The sequence below is a fragment of the Heliomicrobium sulfidophilum genome, assembly GCF_057715735.1.
Window position 1 is genome coordinate 986,648 of the sequence record NZ_JBVTZZ010000005.1, and the last position, 24,197, is coordinate 1,010,844.

General features: G+C 53.8%; 13 protein-coding genes. 3 read left to right on the plus strand and 10 right to left on the minus strand.

The annotated features are described in order from the left end of the window. Positions 1-133: 133 nt before the first annotated feature. The 4 genes from AC0CW1_RS10440 to AC0CW1_RS10455 all read right to left on the minus strand — a co-directional run bounded on the left by AC0CW1_RS10440 (position 134) and on the right by AC0CW1_RS10455 (position 8,891). Positions 134-2,620, minus strand: coding sequence for an O-antigen ligase family protein (locus AC0CW1_RS10440; RefSeq protein ID WP_488182992.1), 2,487 nt, complete (start codon positions 2,618-2,620; stop codon positions 134-136). 215 nt (positions 2,621-2,835) lie between these two features. Beyond that, complete coding sequence (locus AC0CW1_RS10445; RefSeq protein WP_488182993.1) at positions 2,836-3,972, minus strand: TolC family protein; 1,137 nt, start codon at positions 3,970-3,972, stop codon at positions 2,836-2,838. A 101-nt stretch (positions 3,973-4,073) separates the two neighbouring features. Continuing rightward, positions 4,074-6,347, minus strand: a complete 2,274-nt coding sequence (locus AC0CW1_RS10450; RefSeq protein WP_488182994.1) for a copper amine oxidase N-terminal domain-containing protein — start codon at positions 6,345-6,347, stop codon at positions 4,074-4,076. Positions 6,348-6,623: 276 nt separating this feature from the next. Beyond that, positions 6,624-8,891, minus strand: coding sequence for a copper amine oxidase N-terminal domain-containing protein (locus tag AC0CW1_RS10455; protein WP_488182995.1), 2,268 nt, complete (start codon positions 8,889-8,891; stop codon positions 6,624-6,626). 289 nt (positions 8,892-9,180) lie between these two features. Here AC0CW1_RS10455 and AC0CW1_RS10460 point away from each other — a divergent pair, with 289 nt between their 5' ends. The 3 genes from AC0CW1_RS10460 (at position 9,181) to AC0CW1_RS10470 (ending at position 12,271) form a co-directional block, all read left to right on the plus strand. Next, positions 9,181-10,593: a stalk domain-containing protein gene (locus tag AC0CW1_RS10460; protein ID WP_488182996.1), complete on the plus strand. Its 1,413-nt coding sequence runs from the start codon at positions 9,181-9,183 to the stop codon at positions 10,591-10,593. 98 nt (positions 10,594-10,691) lie between these two features. Beyond that, positions 10,692-11,279: a sigma-70 family RNA polymerase sigma factor gene (locus AC0CW1_RS10465; RefSeq protein ID WP_488184136.1), complete on the plus strand. Its 588-nt coding sequence runs from the start codon at positions 10,692-10,694 to the stop codon at positions 11,277-11,279. A 5-nt stretch (positions 11,280-11,284) separates the two neighbouring features. Further along, positions 11,285-12,271 (plus strand): DUF4349 domain-containing protein, encoded by a 987-nt coding sequence (locus tag AC0CW1_RS10470; protein WP_488182997.1) that lies wholly within the window; start codon positions 11,285-11,287, stop codon positions 12,269-12,271. Between the two features lie 2 nt (positions 12,272-12,273). Here the strand turns inward: AC0CW1_RS10470 and AC0CW1_RS10475 are convergent, their stop codons facing one another. The 6 genes from AC0CW1_RS10475 to AC0CW1_RS10500 all read right to left on the minus strand — a co-directional run bounded on the left by AC0CW1_RS10475 (position 12,274) and on the right by AC0CW1_RS10500 (position 24,173). Then, positions 12,274-15,738 (minus strand): S8 family serine peptidase, encoded by a 3,465-nt coding sequence (locus AC0CW1_RS10475; protein WP_488182998.1) that lies wholly within the window; start codon positions 15,736-15,738, stop codon positions 12,274-12,276. Positions 15,739-15,761: 23 nt separating this feature from the next. Continuing rightward, positions 15,762-16,562, minus strand: coding sequence for a WecB/TagA/CpsF family glycosyltransferase (locus tag AC0CW1_RS10480; protein WP_488182999.1), 801 nt, complete (start codon positions 16,560-16,562; stop codon positions 15,762-15,764). Next, on the minus strand, positions 16,550-17,665 hold the full coding sequence (gene csaB / locus AC0CW1_RS10485) for a polysaccharide pyruvyl transferase CsaB (RefSeq protein ID WP_488183000.1): 1,116 nt from the start codon (positions 17,663-17,665) through the stop codon (positions 16,550-16,552). Before csaB ends, AC0CW1_RS10480 begins: the two co-directional genes overlap by 13 nt. Positions 17,666-17,768: 103 nt before the next feature. Further along, on the minus strand, positions 17,769-19,904 hold the full coding sequence (locus AC0CW1_RS10490; protein WP_488183001.1) for an S-layer homology domain-containing protein: 2,136 nt from the start codon (positions 19,902-19,904) through the stop codon (positions 17,769-17,771). A 16-nt stretch (positions 19,905-19,920) separates the two neighbouring features. Then, positions 19,921-21,555: an S-layer homology domain-containing protein gene (locus tag AC0CW1_RS10495; protein ID WP_488183002.1), complete on the minus strand. Its 1,635-nt coding sequence runs from the start codon at positions 21,553-21,555 to the stop codon at positions 19,921-19,923. A gap of 17 nt (positions 21,556-21,572) precedes the next feature. Then, complete coding sequence (locus AC0CW1_RS10500) at positions 21,573-24,173, minus strand: hypothetical protein (protein ID WP_488183003.1); 2,601 nt, start codon at positions 24,171-24,173, stop codon at positions 21,573-21,575. Between the last annotated feature and the right edge of the window lie 24 nt (positions 24,174-24,197).

The window sequence follows — 24,197 nt, forward strand, 5'->3', positions numbered from 1 at the left end:
TGAGAACAACTATAGCCCACTCTTTTCGAAAAGATGAGATAAACTCACGCAACATACAGACAATGCGCTGTGTAAGCCCTACAAGGGGGCTCCCCCCCGTACGGAAGCGCTGACTAGATTGGGTATCCGGTCATTACAGGCCGAGTTGTTTCAGAATAGCGTATTCTTTGGACGCGATCACAGATGTTGAGCGCGCAGCTTCCATCATCTCATTTCCTTTGTCATTGCCTCGTTTTTTTAGAGCTGCCCCTCTCCAAAGTTCCACCAACGATTTAGTCACATCATCACGCGCTGTAACGCTTGCTAACAGACTTTCAGCCTTCTCAGCATCTCCGAGCAGAAGGGCCGCTTTACCCGCCATAAAAGCCAGTTCAGGCGTAAGCGTCAAATCAGGTTGATGTCTCCAGAGACTAAGCAATGTTGGCGGCAAGCTTTGCTTTTTTTCATTCGCTTCCATCGCTACATCGATGACTCGGTGCAACGCTTCTTCAGACTGTGATTTCCAAGATGGCTGTCCTTGCCCCTGTATGAGCGCAAGCCGCTGTCGGATTGCTACATCGCTGTTCACTTTTGCAGTATCCATATACGCGGTAACTAACCACGGCGAAAGAGTTTTGCCAAGTTCAGCTTCTGAAAGCGCCTCACCGTAGTTGCCTCGAGCTATTAATACCTGCGCCAGCAACATGTGGGGGCTGGCGTTATACGGGTCAAGTTCTACGGCCTTTCGGGCCAACCGCTCGCTCTCTTCCAGCATCCGTTCTTTCATTTTCAAGTCAGCGGCCCGTTCAATATTTGCCAAAAGCAACTGCGCGCCTGCGAGCGGATAGTCTGATTTCCAACGATCCATTTCCATCGCTTGTTGGAGCGCATTCACAGCGCCTTGGAAATTTTTTTGGTTTAACTCCTCTGTATAAGCCTCCATCTGCGATTCTGCGCTACGTATAGTAAAGGTGAAAAAGAATAGGGGCAGCATCATCAAAATGAGCAAGCTAATCAAAAGCGAAAGGGACGGAGGATTACTTTTCTTCCCCTTGCCGGGCAGAAAAGCGGCATTACCTCCTTCCGGAACGCTTAAAGCCGATGCGCCCTTGCCCACGATAGCCTCGCAAGCCCCATATACACCGAGTAGTGTCCACAATAGCAGGGCTACCGCACTAAGCGATAGGTTGAAATCGAAGACGGAATGCATGGCCAAGGCCATCGCGCTGATGCCAATTGTCCATACGGACGATACAGGCACTTGATAAGACGCCTCGATTTTTTTTCTGTAGAACGAATATAGACCGAAAGGTATCATAAGAAATACCGTTAGAAAGGAGATAAAACCAAGCACGCCTGTCTCTACCCAAACCTGGAGAAAGTGATTATGAACTTCCGTCGTATTGTATAAAAGCGACTGAAAGGCACGGTAACCTGCTTTCCAACCGCCGCCACCCCATCCAAGAACAGGGCGCTCTAAACCCATTCGAAAGGCATCGGTATAAAAGAGAATGCGTTCCCGGAAGTTTGCATCAGCCATACTGATTGAGGTAATTCGCTGGATGACAGGGTTGTCGCTTCCGGACAGCATATATATAACCCAAATAACAAGCGCTAACGATACCCCAATACTCATGACGGTCCATTGCGAAAACCATTGTCTGCTTTGCTTCTGTTTATCGTTGTCACCTTTCGACGTATTCCATTTTTCCCATTTTAACAGCATGGGATGTCCGATGAACCAAAGCCCACCGACTCCGGCCATCGTCGACAATGTCACCAACAACGCCATCCCGTTTGGCCTGTAAAGTTGCGCATCCGGTCCAACGGTAATCGAACTGATAGCGACAGCGACGGCAAATAACAGTGTCAAAAGCGCCAGATCGATTTTTTTCTCTTTTTGGCCAATCCAATAGAGGAAGAGAAACAATGGAATCAACATCCAGGCGCCACGGCTCTGTGTACCCAATATCGCCAAGAGCAGTAGAAAAGCCATGCTTGCCGAAACCGCTGTCAGATATCGGTTTCGATGATGTGAAGCAATATGTATCCCTGTCAAAAAAGGGACAGTCAAATAGGCCGCCAATGTGTTCGGATATTGAAGGGTCGAGCATAGACGATTTTCAAGCAAGGCGCCGTTCATCGTCACAAAACCCTGTGCCGCAGCAATGGCGATAGCAGCAACAACTGTTCCCGTAACGGTGATCGAGAGAAGGATCCAAAGCAAAAAGTTTCCTTCCGAGCGTTTCTCCTCTTCGTAAGCGAACATCGTAGCGGTAAAGGCAAAAATAAAAACGATGAGATAATCTACCTGTCGGAGCCAAGCGTACAAAGCCGACCGAGGGTTGATTGACGTAAAAAATGAGAGTCCGTAACACAGCGTCAATAGCCCTATTGCGATAAAGTAGGGAGACCGCCAGAGTCGATTCAACAATCGCTTGCTGGCATCAGGCAAGGAGGAACTCAAGAAGAAAAGCAACAGTGCCGCGCATAAGGCAAATAGGGCGGTTCCATAGATGTGGATCCCCATTTCCGTTTCAAAAAAAAGTCCCCGAAAAAAGGGAGCAAATCCGATGAGCAAGGTCACAGCGACAGCAAAAAAATTAGCGCTAATTTTAACTGACTTCTCTTCTATCTTCATTATCAACCCTCATTTTTAAGATATTGGAGTTTATAGGGACATCTCCTTCGTTTTACTTTTCGACATGCTCGATTAAGATTCCTTCTGGATAAAAATGATCAGTTGAACATTGGAAGCTTCCTGGATTTAAAAATTATTTTAAAACAAAAGCCGCACCAGATACATTCCGATGCGGCTCAATACGTCTCTTCATATCGAAGGCTACTTTAGATGACTCAAGAAGAGGAGGAGGCGTAAGCCCAAGGTTTCGAAAAAGCGTATACCATATTTTGGTGTTTGATAACAATATCGAGCAGACTTTCTTTCACGTCGACCAGCTTTGACTCAGCGGACGCTACATCTGCCTTCGTCGCCATTCCGACATCAAATTTAACTTTGATGACACGAAGGTTTTCCTCTGCCACTGCTACTTGTTCTTTAGCGCTTTCGTATTGCTCTTCTAATTGTTGCACCGTATGGTAGATGGTGCGAACTAATTTATCCATTTGCTCTTTTGTGCCCATCGCAGATAGGGCGGCTTTGTTGATATCAATCGATTTGGCTTTACTCGGTTCCGAACGCCCGGATAAGGAATAGGAATGGGCAGTGTAAGCAGCCTCGGCAAGATCTACCTTTTTCTCAGCCAACCACACGGTAGGGCTGTCATTGACTGCTTTATTGATCATATAATCAACATCATCAACATTCAATTTTTCAAAGCTTGGATTGTCGACTAATACGGGGCGCTCCTCTGCCTGTAGACCCATCAAATTATTGAACTTTTGATAGGCGTCTTCCAACGCGCTTTCTGCTGTTGCGAGGGCCGCTTCCGCTCCGGTTCGTGCCGCTTTCGCTTGAACAAAGGTAGGATTATCAATCGTTCCCACTTGAATAGCGGTGAACGCGTTATTGTATTGGATCTGCGCATTCGTCAATCGAGTTTTGCAGTTCTTTACTTTGTCTTGCGCTTGAAGCAAGCCATTGTAGAGTTGATACGTCTGCATCACAACGGCATCCTCTTGGGCTTCCAAGCTTCTTTTCGTCATTCGCCAGTTTACATCAGCTTGATTTAATCCCATAAAAGCCCCATACCACTGCTGATCCAACGTATACTCAATAGGCGCGGTGGTCTGGTAGGTGTCCTTGACCGAATCACCTAGGTAATTCCGCACTTCAAAACTGCGATCTACATCTAATTTTGCCGTCTGAATCGACTTGCTGCTTTTCTTCGCCTGTTCGACGGCCTGCTGAAAGGTGAACTGCGGATGACTTTGCGTTGCCGTTACGACGGTCGCAGTCGTCTCGGCCATTGCCGGCAGTGTCATGCCGAGGGAGAGTAGGAAGGCTGAGACGCAGACAGTAAATTTACGCATAGAAAGTCACCTCAATATTTTACGCCTAATTTTTCTAACTGAGCAGAAAGAGCCGGGTTCGAGATGAACCCGGCTCTTCTTTGATTGTATGTTTACAATCCTTAGTTAACGGTGACGGTTTCAGTAGCGGCATCCCAGCTCGCGGTGATGCCCAGCGCTTGAGCAACCCACTTAACGGGGAGCATGATGCGGCCGGGATCAGCGATTTCGGGAGCGACATCCATGGTCATGGCAACGCCATTGATTGTCAGCTCAGTGCTACCCAGTTGCAGCTTGACAACACGGTCGCCTTTGATCAGGATGACCGATTGGTCAGCGGCGTTGTAGGAGATGTTGTTGTCGTCTACACCGACGGCTTTCGCAACAAAGCGAAGGGGAACGTAGGTGCGGTCGTTTTTGATGTACGGCGCAACGTCCATAGCGGTTTCGACGCCGCCGATGCTCATTTTGCTTTCACCGATTTTGAAGGTAGCGGTACGCTTTTGTTTTTCGTCGGCAGGGGTGATGACTTTGGCTACATCAACCTTAACCGCCCAGCTTTGGTCGAACTCGCCGGGGTTGATAGAGTCGTCGTCCGTTTCGGTTTCAACGCCGTTCAGGTAGTACTGGCTAGCAGTTTTGTGGTTTTCCACAACAGCTTCGCCTTTGATCTTGGCTTCAATCGTGCCTTCAGGAACGGTCCGGTCGAGGTCCAGCTTGATGTTGGAAATCTTGATCTTGCTGGTTTTGGTGCTACCCGACTTGATGGGAATGGTCAGGAACTCGTCACTGGTGGAGACTTCGTCTTCATCCAGGTCGAGGTCGCCTTCGACAACTTCCACATCCGGCGTACCGCTCCATTCAGCGCCGTCAGTCAGTTCGACGATGATCGAACGGTTCTTGCTATCAATTTTGTCGTCCATGATGCGGCCTTTTTCGGTTTCAGCGATGATGATGTCGCCTACAGCCTGATCCTTGATACCGACGCGAACTTCTTTGACATCGGAGGTGGCGGTTACAGGCAGCACGGCTTTGCCGAGCACGACTTCACCTTCAGCACCAGCGCGTCCAGAAACAACAGCTTTGATGTCGCCTTCAGCGTTACCTTTGACAGACAGTTCAAACTGAGCTTCCAGTTCGGCTTTGCTGGTGGTGCTGGCAGGGCCGTAATCGATTTCGACGTAGCTGTCTTCGCCACTGACGTCTACAGCAGATTTCGCAGGCCAGTTACCGGATTTGACGCTCCAGTCCTTGATGTTGGTCACCTTGACCCAGGAGGGGAAGTCGATGCGGACTTTGCGGGAACCCGTCAAAGAACCGGCGATATTTTCTTTGATGTTGATCTTGGCAATCTTGTTGTCATACTTACCAGCGACAACGGTTTCCACATCGCCAACGATTTTGACGCCGGTGCCGAAGTCTTGGTAGTTGGCGATGACGACATCAGCATCATCGACATCAGCAACGTCGCCTTCGATCGAAGCAGTCACTTCGCCGAATTTGGCATCGGAATCAGCGCTGATCACAGGTGTGATCTCGATGATACCACGATCGCGAGTGGTTTTGGTTAAACCGCCAGCGGGAACTTTAACTTCCAGGGTGCGAGCGTCACCGCTGGCTACGTTGGCCTTGAAGGTGATGCCGGCATAGCCAGCCAGACCAACCACTTGATAACCGGTTTTCCACTCGAAGTTCGAGGGCAGTTTCACCGTGAAGATCCGGTCGTCAGCATCAAAATCGCCCAGCGCGCCGGCGTAGTTCTCTTCGATGCGGATGATGCCAGCAGGCGAAGAAGCGTTGTCGCCGATGGTCTCAACTTTGACGCAGGTAGCGGAAGTCTTGTCGCCGGTGGCAACGCGACCGATGACATACTTGCCGCCGGTTACGCCGGAATCGAGAGCGGTTACGTTGGCTTCGATGTCGCCGCCGTCAAAGCCGTCGACTTTGACTTTCGGGGTGATACGGATACCTTCGGTCTTATCACTCAGGTTAGGAAGCTTAATGGTGAGGGTGTAGTCACCGCTCTTGGTCACCGCGATGCCGTTATCTTTGCCAGAACCAGTGCCTTGAACGTTGTCCAGTGTATACCATTCGGTGCCGTTGTAGAACTGAACCATTTTGTACACATCGGACACAGTGGACGCTACAAACTTGATACCGCTGGGCAGGGTGTAAATAAAGGAAGCGGAGTCTTGCAGATCTTCAGAAGCATCGTCGTCTTCTTTCAGGGTAATGGCGCCCAGAGTTTCATAACCAGGATCAGTGGGGGTGGAATCGGAAATGGACTTGACTTTGCTCACCGAGTTGTTCGTCGCAGCAAACGCGCTGGGAACAACTACACCGGTCAGCAAGCCTGCCGCTGCCAGAGTGGCAACGAACTTTTTCGTGTAGCTCACCTAATGTTCCTCCTCTTAAAGTTGTTTCGTATGAACTTCAGTTAGGAAGAAAATCTTCCTTTTCACTGAAATCCTTACGACTTCTTAGACAACCTGGAGGAGAGAAAGGTTCCCTTAACGTCGAAAAAAAATCGAAAAACTTTTTCGTCCCTTGTTCTATTGTTATTTTTCGCTTCGTATGTCGCGACGCTGGTTCTGGGTAAGTATGTGCTTACGTGAATACATAGGGGAATCAGAAGCCGGAGACATCCGGCTTCTGATTCGTCGGAATCGGACTTAGTTAATCGTCACGGTCTGCGTGGCGCCATCCCACTGAGCGGAAATGCCCAGGGCTTGGGCGACCCAGCCCACAGGCAGCATCACGCGGCCGGGGGCGACGATCTCGGGAGCCGTATCCATCTGAATCGAGACACCGTTGACCATCATGATGTTGCTGCCGATGGTCATTTTCACGACGCGGTCGCCTTTGATGAGGACGACACTCTGGTCGTTTCCATTGTAGATCATGTTGCTGTCGGAGACGCCGACGGCTTGGGCTACGAAGCGGACGGGCAGGTGGGTGCGGTCATTCTTGATGTAGGGGGCGACATCCATGGTCGATTCCACACCGCCGATGTTCAGTTTGCTGCTGCCGATTTGGAAGATAGCGGTCCGTTTTTGTTCACCGGGGGCCGGGGTGATGACTTTGGCTACGGTCACTTCCACAGCGGTGCTTTGGTCGAATTCACCGGGGTCGATGACGCCGGCATTGCCGGATTGTTCGGAACCGGTGTTGTCATAGTACTTGGCGGCGTCTTTGTTGTTTTCCACCACAGCGCTGCCTTTGATCTTTGCGGTTACGTTGCCTTCGGGAATGGTCCGGTTCAGGTCGGCTTTGATATCAGAGATTTTGATCTTGCTGACTTGAGTGCTGCCGGACTTTACAGGAATCGTCAGGAAGGAACCACTCTTGGAGATGTTGTCGGTATCCAATTCCAGGTTGCCTTCGACGACTTGGACGGTCGGGGCGGAGGACCACTCGACGCCGTCAGACAGTTCTACGACGATGTTCCGGTAGGCGCCGTCGATTTTGTCGCTCATGATCCGGTCTTTGTCGGTCTCGGCAATAACGATGTCGCTCAGCGCTTGACCTTTTACGCCGACGCGAAGCTCACGAGCGTCGGCAGTGGCAGTGACCGCTTGCACGGCTTTACCCAGAATGGCTTCGCCTTCAGCGCCAGCCCGGCCCGATACGACAGCTTTGATATCCCCTTGGGCGTTGCCTTTGACGGAGACTTCAAGCGTCACTTCCAGTTCGGCTTTGCTGGAGCCCAAGCCGTTGCCGGTGTAAGTGAACTCGATGTAGCTGTCTTTGCCGTCAACCGTCGGCTCAACGAAGGCGTCGCTGGCGCCGGTTTTGACATCCCACTTCTTGATGTTGGTCACTTTGACCCAGGACGGAAGATCCACGCGGATTTTACGTCCTTTGAACATGGAACCGGCGATGTTTTCTTTAATGCTGAGTTTGGTCAGTTCGTTGTCATACTTGCCAGCCAGAGCGGTTTTCAGTTCGCCTTTGGCGGCGACGGCCGTACCGTAGTCAGCATAGGTGGCGACAGTGACGTCGGCATCGGATACGTCAGCTACCTTACCCTCGACCGAGGCGACAATATCGCCATAAGCGGCGTCAGAACCGACATTGATGCCAGGGGTGATTTCGATGATGCCACGGTCTAAGCCGGTGGCGCTGAGATCGCCGTATACCTTCAGGGTCCGGTCGCTATCAACTACGGTCGTAAAGGTGACGCCGCTGAAGCCTGCCAGGCCGTTGACCAGGGTGTCATTGGCATCCAGAGCGCTGTCGATCCATTTGTAGTTGTTGGGCAGTTTGACGGTAAACAGTGGGTCTAGCGCCGGGTTATTGGCGTTCACTTTGTTCAGCGAACCGGCATAGTTTTCTTCGATGCGAATGATGCCGCCGCGGGCGTCTTGCTCACCGATAGTCTCCACTTTGATGACGGAAGCGGCGGTTTTCTGACCCGTAGCCACACGGCCGATAACATACTTGCCGCCGGTTACACCGGAGTCAAGGGGGTTGACGGTCACTTCGATGTCGCCACCTTCAAAGCCGTCCACCTTAACGAGGGGCTGAATGGCGATCATGTCTTGAATATCATTGTCCTGAAGGCCGGAAGGCGTTTGAATCGTCAGGGTGTAGTCACCGCTCTTGGTGACGGTGAATCCATAGTGGGTGCCGCTGTTGGAGAGGGGTTTGACGCCATCGACGGGATCGTTGTAATACACCATATCGTAGACTGCGCTAGAAGCAAACTTGATTCCCGAAGGCAACGTGTAGGTGAAAGAGGAGCCCCCTTGCACATCATTCGGGGTATCGCTGTCTTCCTTTAGGGTCAACTTACCCAGTTTGACACTGGTCGAATCATCGGCAATGCTCTTGACAATGTCAATGGAATTGTTGGTCATCGCCAGTGCTGCCGGAGTAAGCATCGTTGTCATGAGCAGCGCTGTCGATATCGAGGCGACTGTTTTCTTCAACTTGTTCACAAAAGTTCCTCCCATGTCTTAGTGATTGCATTCTTTTTTCATGCGGAATCTTGCCTCTTGCTGTCGGCCTTATCGCGGCAGCATCCCCCCTCAAGGAATCAGCATCAGGTTTTATTGGCGCTTTGTTCTGCTGTCTGATATAAAAATTCGAGCCTTCCGATGCCTTTTTGTCCGTTGTAATTCATCCATTTTATTCCGTGGTTGTTTCTGTTTGCGCAGGCAGGTAGTTGTGTTCTCTTTCGCAGAACCGATATAATAAAGGTACTGCAAATCAAAAGGAGGGGGTTTCATGGCTTCACGTTCTCTGATTCAGTTATTCGCAACGGCTATCTTCTTTCTGTCCATCGTCCCTGCTGCTTTCGCATCACCAGCGTGGCAACCTGCGGGGCAGCGAACGCCTGTGGAGGTGATCAACGCTGCGAAGGACCTTTCGCCCGGGCAGTACTGGCAGTTGATGGACGGCAAGCTCTACCGTGTCGGCAGCGATCAATCTTTGACCTTGATCAGCACGGATAAAGTTTGGCAGGTCTATGTAAAAGACGATGGCACACTTTTTACTTTAGTAGGAACGGATAAACAATCACTGCGCATTGAAAAATGGGACAATGCCTTTCAGCAGTGGTCAAAGGTCTGTAACGCCCCACCCAATACAGAACGTTTTGCCGTCGCTTCCAATGGCGCAATTATTTACGGAATCACCAATTACGGCACAACCGTCTGGAAACTCGCCTATACCCCGCCGGACCAACCCAACTGGGTTCCAAAATCAGAAAATGGCGGCTACCGTTTCGCGACAACGCCGGATGGTATCGTTTTTACACGGGAAGCGCTGGAGACGAGCAATAAGCGCAGCAAAGATTATGGCGCTACATGGCGAACGATTCAGGGTATCGACACGTTTGAACAGGTTTATGTATCACCAAACTACCAGTTAGATCAGACCGTTTTCGCGTTAAGCAGTCATGGACGAATCTATAAATCGACCAGTCGTGGCGACACTTGGGTCGACTCAATGGATGGCATTGACGAGCATACCTTTTTCAGCGCAATGGCCTTTTCTCCCAATTACGCACAAGACCAGACTATATATGTAGCTGACAAGGAAGGCCGACTCTTTAAGTCTAAAGATCAAGCCGCTTCCTGGAGCACAGTCAATGTGCGACTCCCTGACGGTCAGACCTTGAACAGCCTTGTTGTTTTACCAAGCCAACAAGTCATTGCCGGAACCGATTTAGGCCTCGTTCTCTTAAAGGATAACGACACTGCTCCGCAAAAAACAACGAAACCGATTAATGACACGATTACGCTTACTTTCACCTTAGGCAAAGACACCTACCTGCTCAACGGAGACGAATGGCAAATGGATACATACCCCTATTATAAGAACGGCCGTCTCTATGTGCCGATTCGCTATCTGGCCAAAGCATTTGGGATCGCAGATAAAGACATTCAATGGAACGAGGATGACCACGAAGTGGTCCTGAGCCGTGGTGATATAACGGTCAAGTTATATACAGACAAACGCGTCATGCTTGTAAATGGTCAGGCCACGTTAATTGATGTCTATCCAGAAGTGACAAATGATCGCATCTACCTCCCCATACGCTGGGTCGCAGAGGCTTTTGGCGCCAATGTCGCCTGGAACGATTTTGACCGTGCGGCAACTATCGTTTATGCAAAAAACGCAAAAAGCAAGGAATGAGTGGAACTTTCCACTCATTCCTCTTGTCTAATGTAATGATACCGATTCCTTACGGTGTTTGATGGGGGAGAGGAAATCTGTCCGATCATAAAGATCTCATCCTCGCCGCCCAATCCGGCGACAGCCATGCTTTTTCACAACTCGTGGAGGTATACCAGAAGCGTGTCTACGGTTTGGCCGTTCATTTGACCGGCAACCAGGAGGATGCTTACGATTTGGCGCAAGAAGCATTGATCCGCGCCTATCGGTATATTGGGAGCTTCCGGTTAGAGTCTGATTTTGGCACTTGGCTGCACCGGATTACGGTGAACACATGGATCAATATGAAGCGTAAGGGCCGGAATGTGGTCATTGAGTCTTTAGATGAAGACTGGAATGACAGCTCTAAGGCCAATCGAGAGGTGGCTGCCACAACAGGTGACCCCCTCGAGGCTTTTGAATCGGCGGAATTCAAGGCGATGGTCCAACAGGCGCTTCGACATCTGTCGGAAGAACACCGGACTGTCTTGGTTCTGCGTGAGATTTATGACTATTCCTACGAAGAGATCGCGACCGCAACCGAGACTTCTCTCGGCACGGTGAAGTCTCGGATCAACCGGGCTAAGTCGCAGATGCGCAGCGTCTTGACTTCGATAGCCGGGCAGTTCGGATTCCTTCTGCCTGGGGAAACGACACAAAGGAGGTGAGCATCATGAAGCCCATTCGTAACGGCACCTCACAAATGCATGAGTTTGAACTGTGGTGGCAGGCTGAACTGGCGTTACGGCAGCTTCCATTGGAGATGCAGCCTCCTGAACATTTTGCCGCACAAGTGATGGAACGCATCGATCGGGAGCAGATAACCCCGCTTCCTGCACCGTCTTCTTCTGGTCGTTCAGTTGAACTTCGCCGCTGGATGGCTTCCGCAGCTGTGTTTCTTTTAGCCTTAGGAACAGGAAGCGGAGTCTATGTAGCAATGCAAGGATCTGCGCCATCCGGGTCAGTTCCTGTGCAAGTTGTGCAGCATTCCGTTCCTTCGCCAAGGCAAGTCGATAGCGATATCAGCAAATCAACAGTTACAGACGGGCATTCTCCAAGTCAAGGCATCCGCCCCATCGAGCCCCCCACGTCTACCGGTCCGGATGCTTCCGTTCAAGCGCCCCCAACCTCACCTGAACAAAGACACCCTTCCGTTACTCCAGTTCCCCCTACTCCTGAGCCTGCAAAAAATCCTGCGGCAGCCGAGAAGACCTATCTGTTGAGCAAACCCATGGTCATTCAACGGACACTCCTTCGCTATCGTGTCGTCTCGCTTGACGCCAGCATCGAAGCAGTGAAAAAAGCCGTCACTCAGGTGAGTGGTCAGCTTGGACATGTCAGCTTGCAGCAATCGGAAGGACGTACGATTCAGAATCTGGTTGTAAAGTTGCCGCCGGATCGGCTGCAATCGTTCATCCAATTGCTTCCCTTGGGCGTGCTCGTGGAAAACAAGAGTGATAACCAGGATGTTACCAATACCTATCAAGATATGGTGACACAGGTTGATTTTTTAAGAGGTCAGCTAGCCACTACGCCTGCTGCGCAACAACCTGCCTTGTCGAATAAGATTCAATCGTTGGAACGGCAAATCGCCTCCTTAGAGCAAGAATCGGCGACGCAAACGGTGGTTCTGATGATGGAAACAGAAAGTGGACAGTGATCTCACTGTCCACTTTCTGTTTTTTTGTACTTCTCAATCGATTGAATCAACTCATCCAGTAGGACAGCGGCCCGTGCTCGCGTCGCCGGTTTCTCCAGTTTAACCGATTCACTTTTTGCGATTTGGGGCCAGTCCGACAGACCTTCTATCGGGATTCCCATGCGAGCTCGCTTCTCCTGGACAAACTGCAACAGTTGCTTTTCTGTGACGACACCCCGTTGAGCCCAGAAACCGCTGCTTGTAGGGCTGTCGTCTCCGCCGAAGAGGCGTCCATAAAGCAACCGCAAATCCTGCCGATCGATGGCCTCATCGGGGCGGAATGTCCGGTCCGGATAGCCGCGGATGATCCCCCGTTTCCAGAGGTGGACCAACGCTTTCTCCGCCCAGTGCCCCGATAAGTCTTTCAGTTCTCCCCCGTTCCACCGGGGTATGGTCATGTACCGTCCGACCACTTGTCCACCGGCAGAGGTGGCTACAATCTGGTAGCCGCTTTCTCCTGGGGTTGGTTCTGTCCACCATGCGTACTCTCCATTCGCGAGCACAGGCACATGGATTTTCTCGTTCCCTACACTGGGATAGATCCAAATATCGGTTCCGTTGGTCTTGCCAAGAACGAACAACTGCCGATCGACGGGTATGAGCGATACGTTCATGGTGAGCGTTGGTTCGTTGGCAGGCTTCCCTGTTCCCGCTATGGTCACAGCCCCGGCGTATTTTCCGCCTGCGGTTGATAATTCGGCGATTGGCGACCATTGAATCGTAGCCCCGGCGGTGATCAGTTCTGGCGGTACAGGAAGGCCTTGCTTGGTTACGGCTGCCAGGGAGAATAGCGGGATCCGCTCATTTTTAGTGGTTAGGATCTCTTTTTTCCGTTTATCAAACTGCTGCACCAACGCCATACGGGGCGCTTCGCTTTCGACAATGCGAAGCGCTTGAATTTTGTCGTCACTGCCCAGCGTGACCCATCCCCAAGCGCCAATGGGAATCGTCGTGAGATCGACGGGCATATCCCAGCGTTGCAGCAAGACATCGGCTTTTAACTCACAGCGGTGCAGCCGTTGAAACTGATCGGTAAAGTAGATCATCCTGTCTTTGGCAGAGGCGAAGACGATCTTCCCCCAGAGGGATTGGCTTGTGGCCGCCACACCATAGGCTTTCTTTTCCAGGCCGATGAGATTAGCCTGGACATAGTCGCCGCTGCGCAGTTCCCCTAGGTCGACCTTCTCACCGTTGCGCAAAATCGTTGCGCCACCCAAAACAGGAAGCGAGCCATACCCTTCCAGCTCTACTTCTTCTTTGTCCGGAGATTTTGTCAGCAGGCCTTGCACGACAGAGCGCACTACTTCGATCTGGGTGACTTCCTGACGCTGGGGATCGATGGTAAGTCGCACCTGACTCCCCGGCAAAACCGAATCGGCTGGACGATTGGCGATGATCGGTCCCGGTACGAACGCCTCCCCTTCCGGCTTTGTGACGGTTTGAATCGATATGTCCGGTGGCGCGCGATAGAATTTACTGTCTTGAAACAGCTTCAGTTCTTTTTTATCGACTGACCACTGCTCCAGCCTGCCCTCCACTTTTCGATAAACGGCATCGACTTGTACGGCCTTTTGATTGCCTGGGTGCACCCAGACGAGGGCTGCGGCCCCTTTCGCCTCCGACGGCCAAAGCGGCGTTGCCTGGCCATTGATCGTAAGCGCCGCTTGCGTATCCAGAACATACGCTTGATCCGCCAGTTCCGGTTCAATGGGAAGGATGTAGTTTTTCCCGCCGATGACTGCCACATCCACACCACGCAAGCGTACTGCGCGCGCAACGGCATAAATTCGCCGGGGGCTTAGATAGCATTGCGTTCCCTTGGGGAAGGTCGCTTCGGGCTCTTTTCTTACCTGGTCGTTGAAGACCCAGCGCAACGTCATCGTCTGGTTCCGGGCGACATCCTGCAGGGATACACCGCTGGACGATTCAGCTTCCGCCAACGGCTGCCCCATCACCACCGCAAAGGGCTGCCGGTCATGGGCGATCGTCACACCGGAAACGGTGATGCGGTATGTTCCAGGCTGTGGCTTTGCGATAATGATCTGTTCGACGTTATTCTTCTGGTCGCGTCCGACCACACCCATGTGCGCATTGCCCGTATAGGTCGTTCCATCAGGAGCGGTGACCGTGACATCCAGGTCATTGACGAGACGTCCCTCTCGGTCGATCGGATCGGTCCAAGCGAGGGTGACTTTCAACGGCGCTTTCTCTGTCCAGGTTTTTACTTCATAGCTTTTCTTTCCCTCAGCGGCTACGCCCTCTTCATCATCGATGGAGGCAAAACTCTGTTCATAGAGGGATAGAATGGAACGGCCTACATCGAGAAGTCCGAAGGTGTTCTCGGAACTGGACTTATTTTCCACGTGGCTCCGGGCGCCGTTGATCAAGGCGGCTTTCAATAATGCCGCTGAGGGTTCCCTATCCTCGACCTCACGGTAGTACTGGCGCAACAGCGCCGCGGCGCCGCCTGTCGCCGCGGCAGCCATGCTTGTCCCTTGCATCCGCCGGTATAAGTGAGCTTCGTCTTCGGGAACTCCCACAAGTCGAGGAACAGTCGAAATGATCGCCATGCCCGGCGCAAGCAGGTCCGGCTTGATTCGTCCATCGGGCGTCGGGCCGCGACTAGTGAGTTCGGCCATCCTTTGAACATCGCCGCTGCCCGAGGAACCGTTTGGCCGGGCGCTGGCTGACGCACCGACGACCAGGGCATTTTTGCTGGTACCCTCACAGGTGAGGCTGTTGGGAGCAGGTCCCTTGTTTCCCGCGCCGAATATGGCGAGAAAGTCTCTATGCAGAAAGGCGAACCGGTCTGTCTCTAAGGCTGTTTTATTATATGTATTTCCCGGCGTTCCCCATCCGTCCACATGGATGTGGGCGTTCGCTTTATAAGCGGGCTCATACAGTTTGCTTATATCTTCCGGCGGCGTCACCTGGCCGGCTTTGTCGATGATTCCCTGGATATAGAGGCTCGCCTGGGGGGCCATGCCTCGGTATTTTCCTTGGGAAGCCGCCCCGGTGCCGGCGGCGATTCCCGCCATGTGGGTGCCATGGCCGCTGGTATCGGCTGTCGGTCCTCCCGCCCAGGACTTGATGTTCAACACCTTGGGCAGGCTTCCCGATGGGTTCTTGAAGTCTGGATGCAGGTTATTCATATCGCCGCTGTCCAGCCCGCTATCGGCGATGGCGATGACTTCCCCTTGCCCTTGAAAACCCTTTTTGTGGATGAGCTCCGGCACAGCGACAAGCGATGCGCCGATGATATCTCGGGTCCGGTCGTTTAAGAGCTCGGGCTTGGCCTGTGTTGTCGTCAGCGTCCCTATGGGCGTTTCCGCCGCAACGGCTGTTTTCCCAAAGGGCAGCCCGCCCCAAGGAAGCGCAAGGACCAGGCCCATCGCAATTGACCTTCGCAGGGAGCCAACTCGTTCCATCGGTCTCATCTCCCCAAATGGGCTTATTCCTTCTCTTGTCGCAGCACTGCCCAAGCAAAACGCGGCAGGTTCAATTGCCGCTTCCATCGCGCCGGTTCTTTGACCAGCCGGTAGAGCCATTCTACGTGCCATTTTTGGCACCACTGCGGCGCCCGTTGAACCCGACCGGAGAAGACATCGAGGCTGCCGCCGATGCCGATGGCGATGATATCCGCCAATGAGGTCCTTCGAAGATAGTCTCGGATCCACTGTTCTTGTCTTGGTGCGCCCAAACCGACAAAAAGCAGGCGGGGCTTCGCTGCTTCGATCTGCAGGTGTAGCGCCGCCTGTTCTGAAGCTGATAGATAGCCATGGGCTGTCCCGGCGATCGGCAAACCGGGACATCGCTCGCATAGACGCCGAGCGGCTTCCTCTGCAACGGTGAGATCTTCCTCTTTCGATTCTTCATTGCGACCGGGCCGACCTCCGTAAAAAAAGCAGGTCCATTTCTTTTCGGCCGCTCTGTTTAAGAGGGCCGCCATCAGGTCGATGCCAGTGACTCTCTCTGGCACCGGTTTGCCCAATATCGACGCTGCCCAGACGACACCGATCCCGTCGGCGGTAACCAGCGACGCCTCTGTAAGAAGTTGTTGTATAGACAAATCTTTGTATGCGTGGTAGAGGATCTCGGGGTTCGCCGTAACGATCTGATGGCGACCGCCCGCTTCAATCCGCCTCTCGATTTCAATGACAGCGTCTGCCATGCTCAACCTGTGCACGGGTGTTCCGAGAATATTCACCGTGTCGATGATTTGGAACCGTTCTGTCGCATTTACTTGCCCCATGGCTCAGCGGCCTCCACGTGATGGATTACGTCTCTATCGTCAAGCAGTCCTAAGGCCATGCTGGCCGTTTTTTCGGAACGCTCGCGCATCTGTTCTGCCCAGCGCCGGGCTTTTTCCCGCTCCGCATCGTAGTCATCTAAAATTCGCCGCACTTCCACCATAAGTGCTTCTGGATGGAGAGGCGCTCCATCTCCAAAGGCAGGTCGGCCCATTTCATTCATCATGTCTCTTACCTTCGGATCATAAGCGATGCCCACAACAGGAACGCCTTGCATGGTCGCAAAGATCAAGGCATGCAATCGAACGGCGATCACTAGGTCTGCTTCCCCGATCGAGGTTATCGCTCCGTGAAAATCGGCGTGGTGTTGGAGCACTTGAACGGCAGGGTGCTTCAAGTGAGAAGCCAATTCGATGCTGTACTGGGTATCTTCTGTGCGATGCATCGGTAGAAAGGAGACACGCCACCCCTGCAACAGGAGGTATTCCGCAACCGTCAAGACGGACGATTCCAGTTCGGTAAAGTCCGGCCAACGGCGTAAGCAGAAAATAGCCAGTTTCGGTCCTGTTGTTCGGGAGATGGGATGCTCTTGCTGTCTGTATAACGAAAAAACAGGATCGGCGGTTACGACGATGGGGGGCGCTTCCACCCCCCACTGACGCAACCGCTGGTGCGACGGAAAATCACGCAGGGTGATCAGATGGACTTTGTTCGCCACCATGCGGATCAAGGTTTTCCCGAAGGTTCTGCGCACTGGACCAATTCCCTGGGCATAGAACATGACTTTTTTTCCAAGCAGGCGAGCCAGAATAATGACAAGCAGATAGTAGGGAATCGTAAGGATTCCGGTCACATCTTGCAGGAGACTGCCGCCTCCGCTGATCACCAGGTCTGCTCGCGACAAAGCCAAAATAACGGAAAAAGGGTTATAGCGATGAATCGCTTCCACTTGGTGCAGTCGTCGGGTGAAAGCCGGCTTTCCGGATAAGACGACAATGCGCACGTCAGGACGCAACCGTTTCAGTGTCTCAATCATGGCTTTGAGCAGCGCCTCATCGCCTGCATTGTCATATCCAAAATAACCGGAAAGTACAATGTTCGCCACGTATTTCCCTTCTCCCGGCACTAGAGTCCCGATCTAGCCGTATTTTAACACGACTGGTCTCCAGTTGCCAACCTGCACAACCTGATCCCTTCCGCTCCCATCCTCAGCGGACCTGGTTCAGAAAGGTAGTGATCACGGTCGCTGCTTCTGCGCGCGTGGTCGCCCCCCAGGGGTCGAAGGTTCCGTCAGGACGTCCGCTGATCAAGCCGGCGCGCACCGTCCGGGCAATGCTGTCGCGCAGGTTCTCCGATGTTTCATACCAGTCGGAGAGGTTCTCCGGCGTGCCCCCATTGCTCAAGATCATCTTGCCGTTGAGCGCTCTCCCGAGCCAGGCCGCCATGTCTTGACGGGTGATCGGGTTGTTCGGTGAGAAGATGCCGCCTTCCGTGATGATCCCTTGTTGGGTCGCCTGACGCAGTGCGCCGGCGAACCAGGCGTCAGCTCGAACATCATCAAAGGGCACAGGCCCTGCCATGGGAGTGCTCTTTCCAATGACACGCATCAGCAGGGTGAGAAACTCAGCCCGGGTCATCGGCTTATCCGGATCAAAGACTCTTGCTGCCGTGCCGTTGATCAGGCCGCGCCCGGCCAGCGCTTCCACCTGAGGGCGCGCCCAATGGCCCACCAGGTCGATAAAGGGGGCTTGCGCCGCGCTGCCGTAGGGGTTTGCTCCTGTGCTTCCATAGCCCTGCGCTCCATAATAGGTTCCGTAACCGCCGGGATAGGCGCCATAGTTGTTTGCAGCGCCATACTGGCTCGGATCATAACCAGGCGTGTTCATGCTGTAGCCTGGGCCGTATCCCGGTCCAAAACCCGGCGGGTAACCGGCCGGTGTCTGCTGGTTCGGGTTGAAACCCGGATATCCGTAACTGCCCGGTCCGTAGGTCTGGCTTGTGCCAGGGTAGATCCCGCTTGTGGCCGTCGGTGTCTCAAACAAGGCGTACCGGCCAAACTCTTCGATCCGCCCGTTCACCGAACGGTCCGCCGTATTGACCGAACTGGCCACTTCGGTCCATGTACTGCCGTTCAGCCGATAGATTTTCAGGGAAGCCGGATTGCTGACCCGCCAGTAATCATAGAAGAAGGAGAGGTAAACGGGATCGTCATTGAAATCATCGTCGGAATAGCCGTTGTCGCTGTAGTTGGAGTATTTGATCAGGGAGAATTCGTAGGCTGAGCCGACACGCACCCTTCCCAGCGGCGCCGATGCGGCGTTGTCGACGTATTCTTGCAGACCTACGGCCGAACCGCCAGAGTCCTCCGCGCGGTCAAGGTATTTTGATGGGATCTTTAACTCCACGTCAGGGGTGCTGATGCGTACGCTGCCGTCTGAATACCCTTTGAAGGCGCCTCCCGCAAAGGCCACGAAGCGGTTTTTTTCCGTCTTCACCGATTCATCGCTATCCTCGATGTCCCCGGGGTTAATCAGAACGATGTCAGATGGAGAAACGGTAAAGTCCAGTGCGCCTTCCAAGGCATCAGCGATATGGCTGCGGTCTTTTGACCGGCCCGAACTGCCGGTGCTGCTGTCCCATTCATCAGTCCGTTCGCTCGCCTCGTTCGATGCGTTGCTTTCCCGGGCTGAATCTGTGCCAGAGGATGCTTTATAAGCTTTCACATACCGCGTATACCGTGTGTCCGGCGTCAAGCCTGATTCCCTGAAAGATGTCTTGTTCGCATCCACTCTTCCAACGAGATCATCGTTCTCGTCGTAGATTTTGAAGCCGGTCTCGCCGTAAGAGTTGTCCGTCCAGGACCAGAGGATCTCCCGGCTTCCCTGTTTCGCGCCGGTCAGATTGCTCGGCGCGGCCAGTTCTTGTACATCAATGGTTTGATATGTCGAAACGGAGCGCTCGCCCGCCGGCGTAATGAGTACAACGGCAAGCTTGTGCAGACCGTCATCGAGTCTGACACTCTTCGAATACTGTTTCTGCGTCGAGTAGTAGGTCATTGTATCCAGTTCAGTGCCATTGGAATCATATTGCAGGTCGATGATCTTAAACTTGCTGTTTGACGGGGCGGTAGCCGTGTAGGTCCATGCCACCTGGACACGATTGGTGCCCACGATCGACAACGTCGGTTGCGGCGGCGCGTCGTAGGCGGCTTCGGCGACGGTCAGCATATCGATCCGCGCCAGAGCGCTGTCTTGCTTCTGCGGCAGAGACGGTGGCAACAGCGCCGATAGGACAAAGCAGAACAGCGTGATGAACAGGATGGAAATAGATTTACGGTAGACCACGAATTCACCTGCTTTCTCAGTTCATGTTTAACAGGCGGTCACGATAGTCCTGCTTCATCGCGTGCTGGAGAAAGTCAACGGCGCGGACCAGCATCGCCGCCGCTTCGGCGCGGGTGATCGTTTCGCCGGGGCGAAAATAGCCGTAGGCGTCGCCGCTGACGATACCTAACTCTTGCGCCACATAAATGGAATCTCTCGCCCAGGGGCTGATCTCTGTATCATCATAAAAGGGCAGGGGCGAAACGCCGGAGGGGGCCATCGTTGCTAAGCCCAGGCCGCGGACGATGGCTGTGGCTGCCTGTTCCCGCGTTAACAAGCCATGGGGCTCAAAACGGGTAGAACTGACACCCGTCAGGATGCCCTTTTCCTCAGCCAGCTTTACCTCATCATAGCCGGAGACGGCCGGCGTAATGTCGGCAAAGGGGGATGGTTGCGGCGCTGTCTTGGTTCGGCTGCGCGGCGTCCCTGTGGCGCCGTTATAGGCGCCGGTGTTCGTACTTGCCGTTGGTTTTTTCGCAGTGGCTTTTTCACCCGGCGGTGGCAAGTTTGGATAACCGGCTGTGTAGGCGATCATGCCTTGTGGTCCATCGGGAGAGAGTACGCCCAGGGTCTGGACGAAAGCTCTTGCGAAGTCGAGCCGTGTGATCGGCTGGGACGGCCCAAAGTACCCCTGCTGCGTGCCCCATGCCTTAACACCCGACAGGCGTTGAATGTCCCCCTCTGCCCAGTGGTTGCGGATGTCTTCGTAGTTGGGCACAAACATGCGGTGCACTTTGGGGGTTGTCTGCCAGAACCACTCCTTCTCCCCATGGTCACGGTCGCTGTTGTTCCACTGGTAGGGAAGGTCATACTTGGCGATGATGGCCGAACTCCCCTGTTCGTGGATGAGATAGCCGCCGTTGAAGCTGATGTTGACAGGATCGTTGTATTGGTAAGAGAGCTCCCGGTCTGTGGACAAGTTGATGGTATAGTCGACTTGCCCATCCCACGATTGGGTCAAATCCGGTCCGGAAGCAGCAGCAGAGGTACTGCTGCTCCCAGGGGAGTATTGAAAGATTTGCGTCATGCGCTGCGTCTCAGAACGGCCCCAGTTATGGTCATAGCCGACGGTGTTCCCCGAGATGTCCACCGTAATGCGTCCGGCGGTCTTGTTTACGCTGTAGATCTTCCGGCCTTCCCAATTGCCGCTGTAGTAGTCGACAACAGGGTGTTTGTCCATGATCGTCGATTTGTTCAGCCGGTAGTCTTCCAGCTTGTACTTGACGCCTTCGATCTGGATGTTTTCGCTGAACTTATCCACCTGGGATGTGCGCACCACCTGGCTTTGGTCTTCCCGATTGGCGCTCATCTCGACAAAGGTGGTGGAACGGGTCAGCTTGTTTTTTCCGGTATCGTCAGCCAGGGTGTAGGTGATTTTCGTCGTCGTCGTGTCACCCCTTCCTGGGCTGACGGTGACTTTGAAGGTTCCCTTCATCAGGATGGGTTCACCGGTGACGAAGACGTATTCCGAGTAGTCATACTCGTTGGAGACACCACCCTCGATCGTCAGGTTGCTCGACTCCGCTCTCGCTGTCGATGGGCTAACGAGGATCGAGGCGGTGAATCCCAGGAGGATCATTGCGCTTCCAATGCAGCGGGATAGTTTGCCCATTGGCGGAAGTCGCCTCCTTATTGTCGGAATATGAAGCGAGCTCGCCCGCTTTGGGGATCACGGATAAAGAGGCAGGTGTCTTTGACGCGAAGATCGCTACTGTTGATCAGATCCCGCTTGTCGATGACGACAGCGCCCTTTAGGCTGACCGTGGGGGTCGTGTTGTTGGGCAGCCAACGACCGCTGGCGTCCGACCAATCGCGGACTTGCTCCAGGACGACGCTCTGGTCGGTGCTGTTAATGCTCTTGATACGCGCCAAGGTCGTCCGATCCTGCGGCGGCTGTTCTGTGCTCGGCCCATCGGCTTGTAGCGCGATGGCCAGGACACTTCCGTTTTGGACGAAGGCGTACAAATAGGTATCATCAAACTGACCCGATGGCCCTTGGTCCAGGAAGTCGCTGATTGGGATTCGCGACGGTGTCGCGCCGCGGAAGTCATAGACGACGGTGTTGTAGGTGGGTTTGATCGAGTTGACCCCATCGGTTCCGGAGAAGCGGGGCCAACTGTTGTCCCGATAGCGGCTGTAGAGGTGCAACACAATTTTCCCGTCTTTGTCCATGGAGCGGATGGACCCCTGCACCAGCCCATCCTCGACCTTGGTTGTTTGAATCTGATCCTTGTCGACGGTGATCAAGGCGGCTCGATAGCCGCTGCGCGTCGCATCGGCAAAAGCTAAGATGGGATCGCCATTTTGCAGTTGCTTCGGATCGACGAGACGGCCATTGCGCAGGATGATGGTCGAATTGTCGACGGACAGGTAGTTGCCGTCGATATTGAGGCGCAGATTGCCTCCCGGTACGTCAAGTTTGCTCACGCGATCATTGAAGGTCTCCATCGTTCCGTTCAAAACGGCCAGACGGGTGATCGCCTTTCCATCAAAGCCGTCGCTGGCGCTGAAGATGACTTTCTGTCCTTTGCCGTAGCGCAGGAAGGCTTCTTTGGCAACCGGCTGTCCGTTGATGCTGACGGCGCCCGCTTGGCCGATGCGGCTTTGGATCTGGCCGGCTTCACTCGTCCAGGTTCCGCCGACAAACTTGCTCACGTCGCGCAAAGTGATCAGATGGGTGACGGGGTTGATGTGGGTGATCGTTCCTTGGTATACGGCCTCGACTTTTCGATTGCGCACCGGGATCTCGATGACAGCGATCTCGCTGCCACGATAGTCGGATAAGCGCAAGGTGACCGGATCGCCGATGGTGAGGTCGTCGAGGGTGGCGTATTCCTGTCCTTGACGAACGACCACGCCGGGCGCATAGGGATAGTAGGCGTCTCGTCCTTGCTCATCGATAATCCGCACCCCATTGGCCTCGACGGAGGACAGCCGGCCCTGACGAATCTTGCTTTCGTTAGGAATTGCGCCAGGATCGGCCACAGGCAGGTCGGCCGTGATCGCGGTGATCCGATCGCCGGCAGCCTCGACACGCAAGTAGGTGCCGCCGGGGATATCCGCTATCTTCCGTTCCTCACCGCTGATCCAGATGTGCGCTCCCGGACTGAGTTGCCCTCGCTGGAGCCTGCCCCAGGGATCGAGGATGACGATCTGGCCAGTCTGGGGGTCATAGTTCATGAGGTTGCCTTCAAAGGTTCGGCTGCCAGGCAGGACTTTTAACAGGTAGGCGCCGCTGATCTGTCCGTTGATGGCTGGCAACGTATACAATTCGCCTTGGTCGCCAGGCGCCAGGGCGTATCCGTCTTTCGCGCCCTCTTTCCAGACAGCGATGCCTTCGCCCCAAGGGCTGGCTGCCGTGGAACCGTTGATCGCCAGGGCGGTCTTCTCCCCTCCCGGGCCGACGAGATGGATCCGGCGGGTGCTAACGCCGCCCGGCGCCGGGTCGGTGTCGTCGATATCATTGACACTGACGGGGATGATAAGGCGATTCTGTGCCGGCAAGGCTTTTTTCAAACCGTTGACCAGGACAAAAGCGCCTTCCGCCCTGGTGACGGATTGCTTCGGCAGGAATACCATCTGGCCCTTTTGCATGCGTCCATTGATTAGACCTTCCCGCAAGGAAGTCTCTATGTACGGGACGGAGTCGGCGTTCAAAAGGTTCCAGTCTGTGTAGGTGTAGGTATTGACGGGTCCCTCTTTGACGGGCGGAAGTTGCAAGCCTTTAACGGTCCACAAAGCCAGTTCTTCCCGGGTCACCGGGTCATCCCAGGTCCCCGTCAGCGGCCTTGCCGGGTTGCCCAAGAGCCCTTTCGCTTGGGCGATGTCGATGATCCGCCGTCCCCAGACAGACCATGTGTCACCCGAGAAGGTTCGCTTTCCCGGTGTCTGCAATTCGGGCATCCACCCTGCTAGTTGGGCGATGCCCAGCAAGGCGTCCCGTTTGGAGAGCGGGGCGTCGGGATTGGCTTTGCCCTGGCTGTCAGCCACAATGAGTCCATGCAGCCCGGCCATGAAGAGGGACTCCTCCGCCCAATGTCCTGCCGTATCGGTGAACGTTGCCCCCTGGATCAGGTTTGGGGCGTAGGAAACTCCGGCGATTTGATTAGGCAGCACAGCCTGCGCCGCCGCCGCTGACGGCGCTGCCAACAGCAGCGTTGCCGTCAACGGCGTCAGTATCAAGGCGGCGCTCAGATACAGGGCATGAATTTTATGGGATTCTCTCGTCATCGAATATGACACCTCTTATTCATC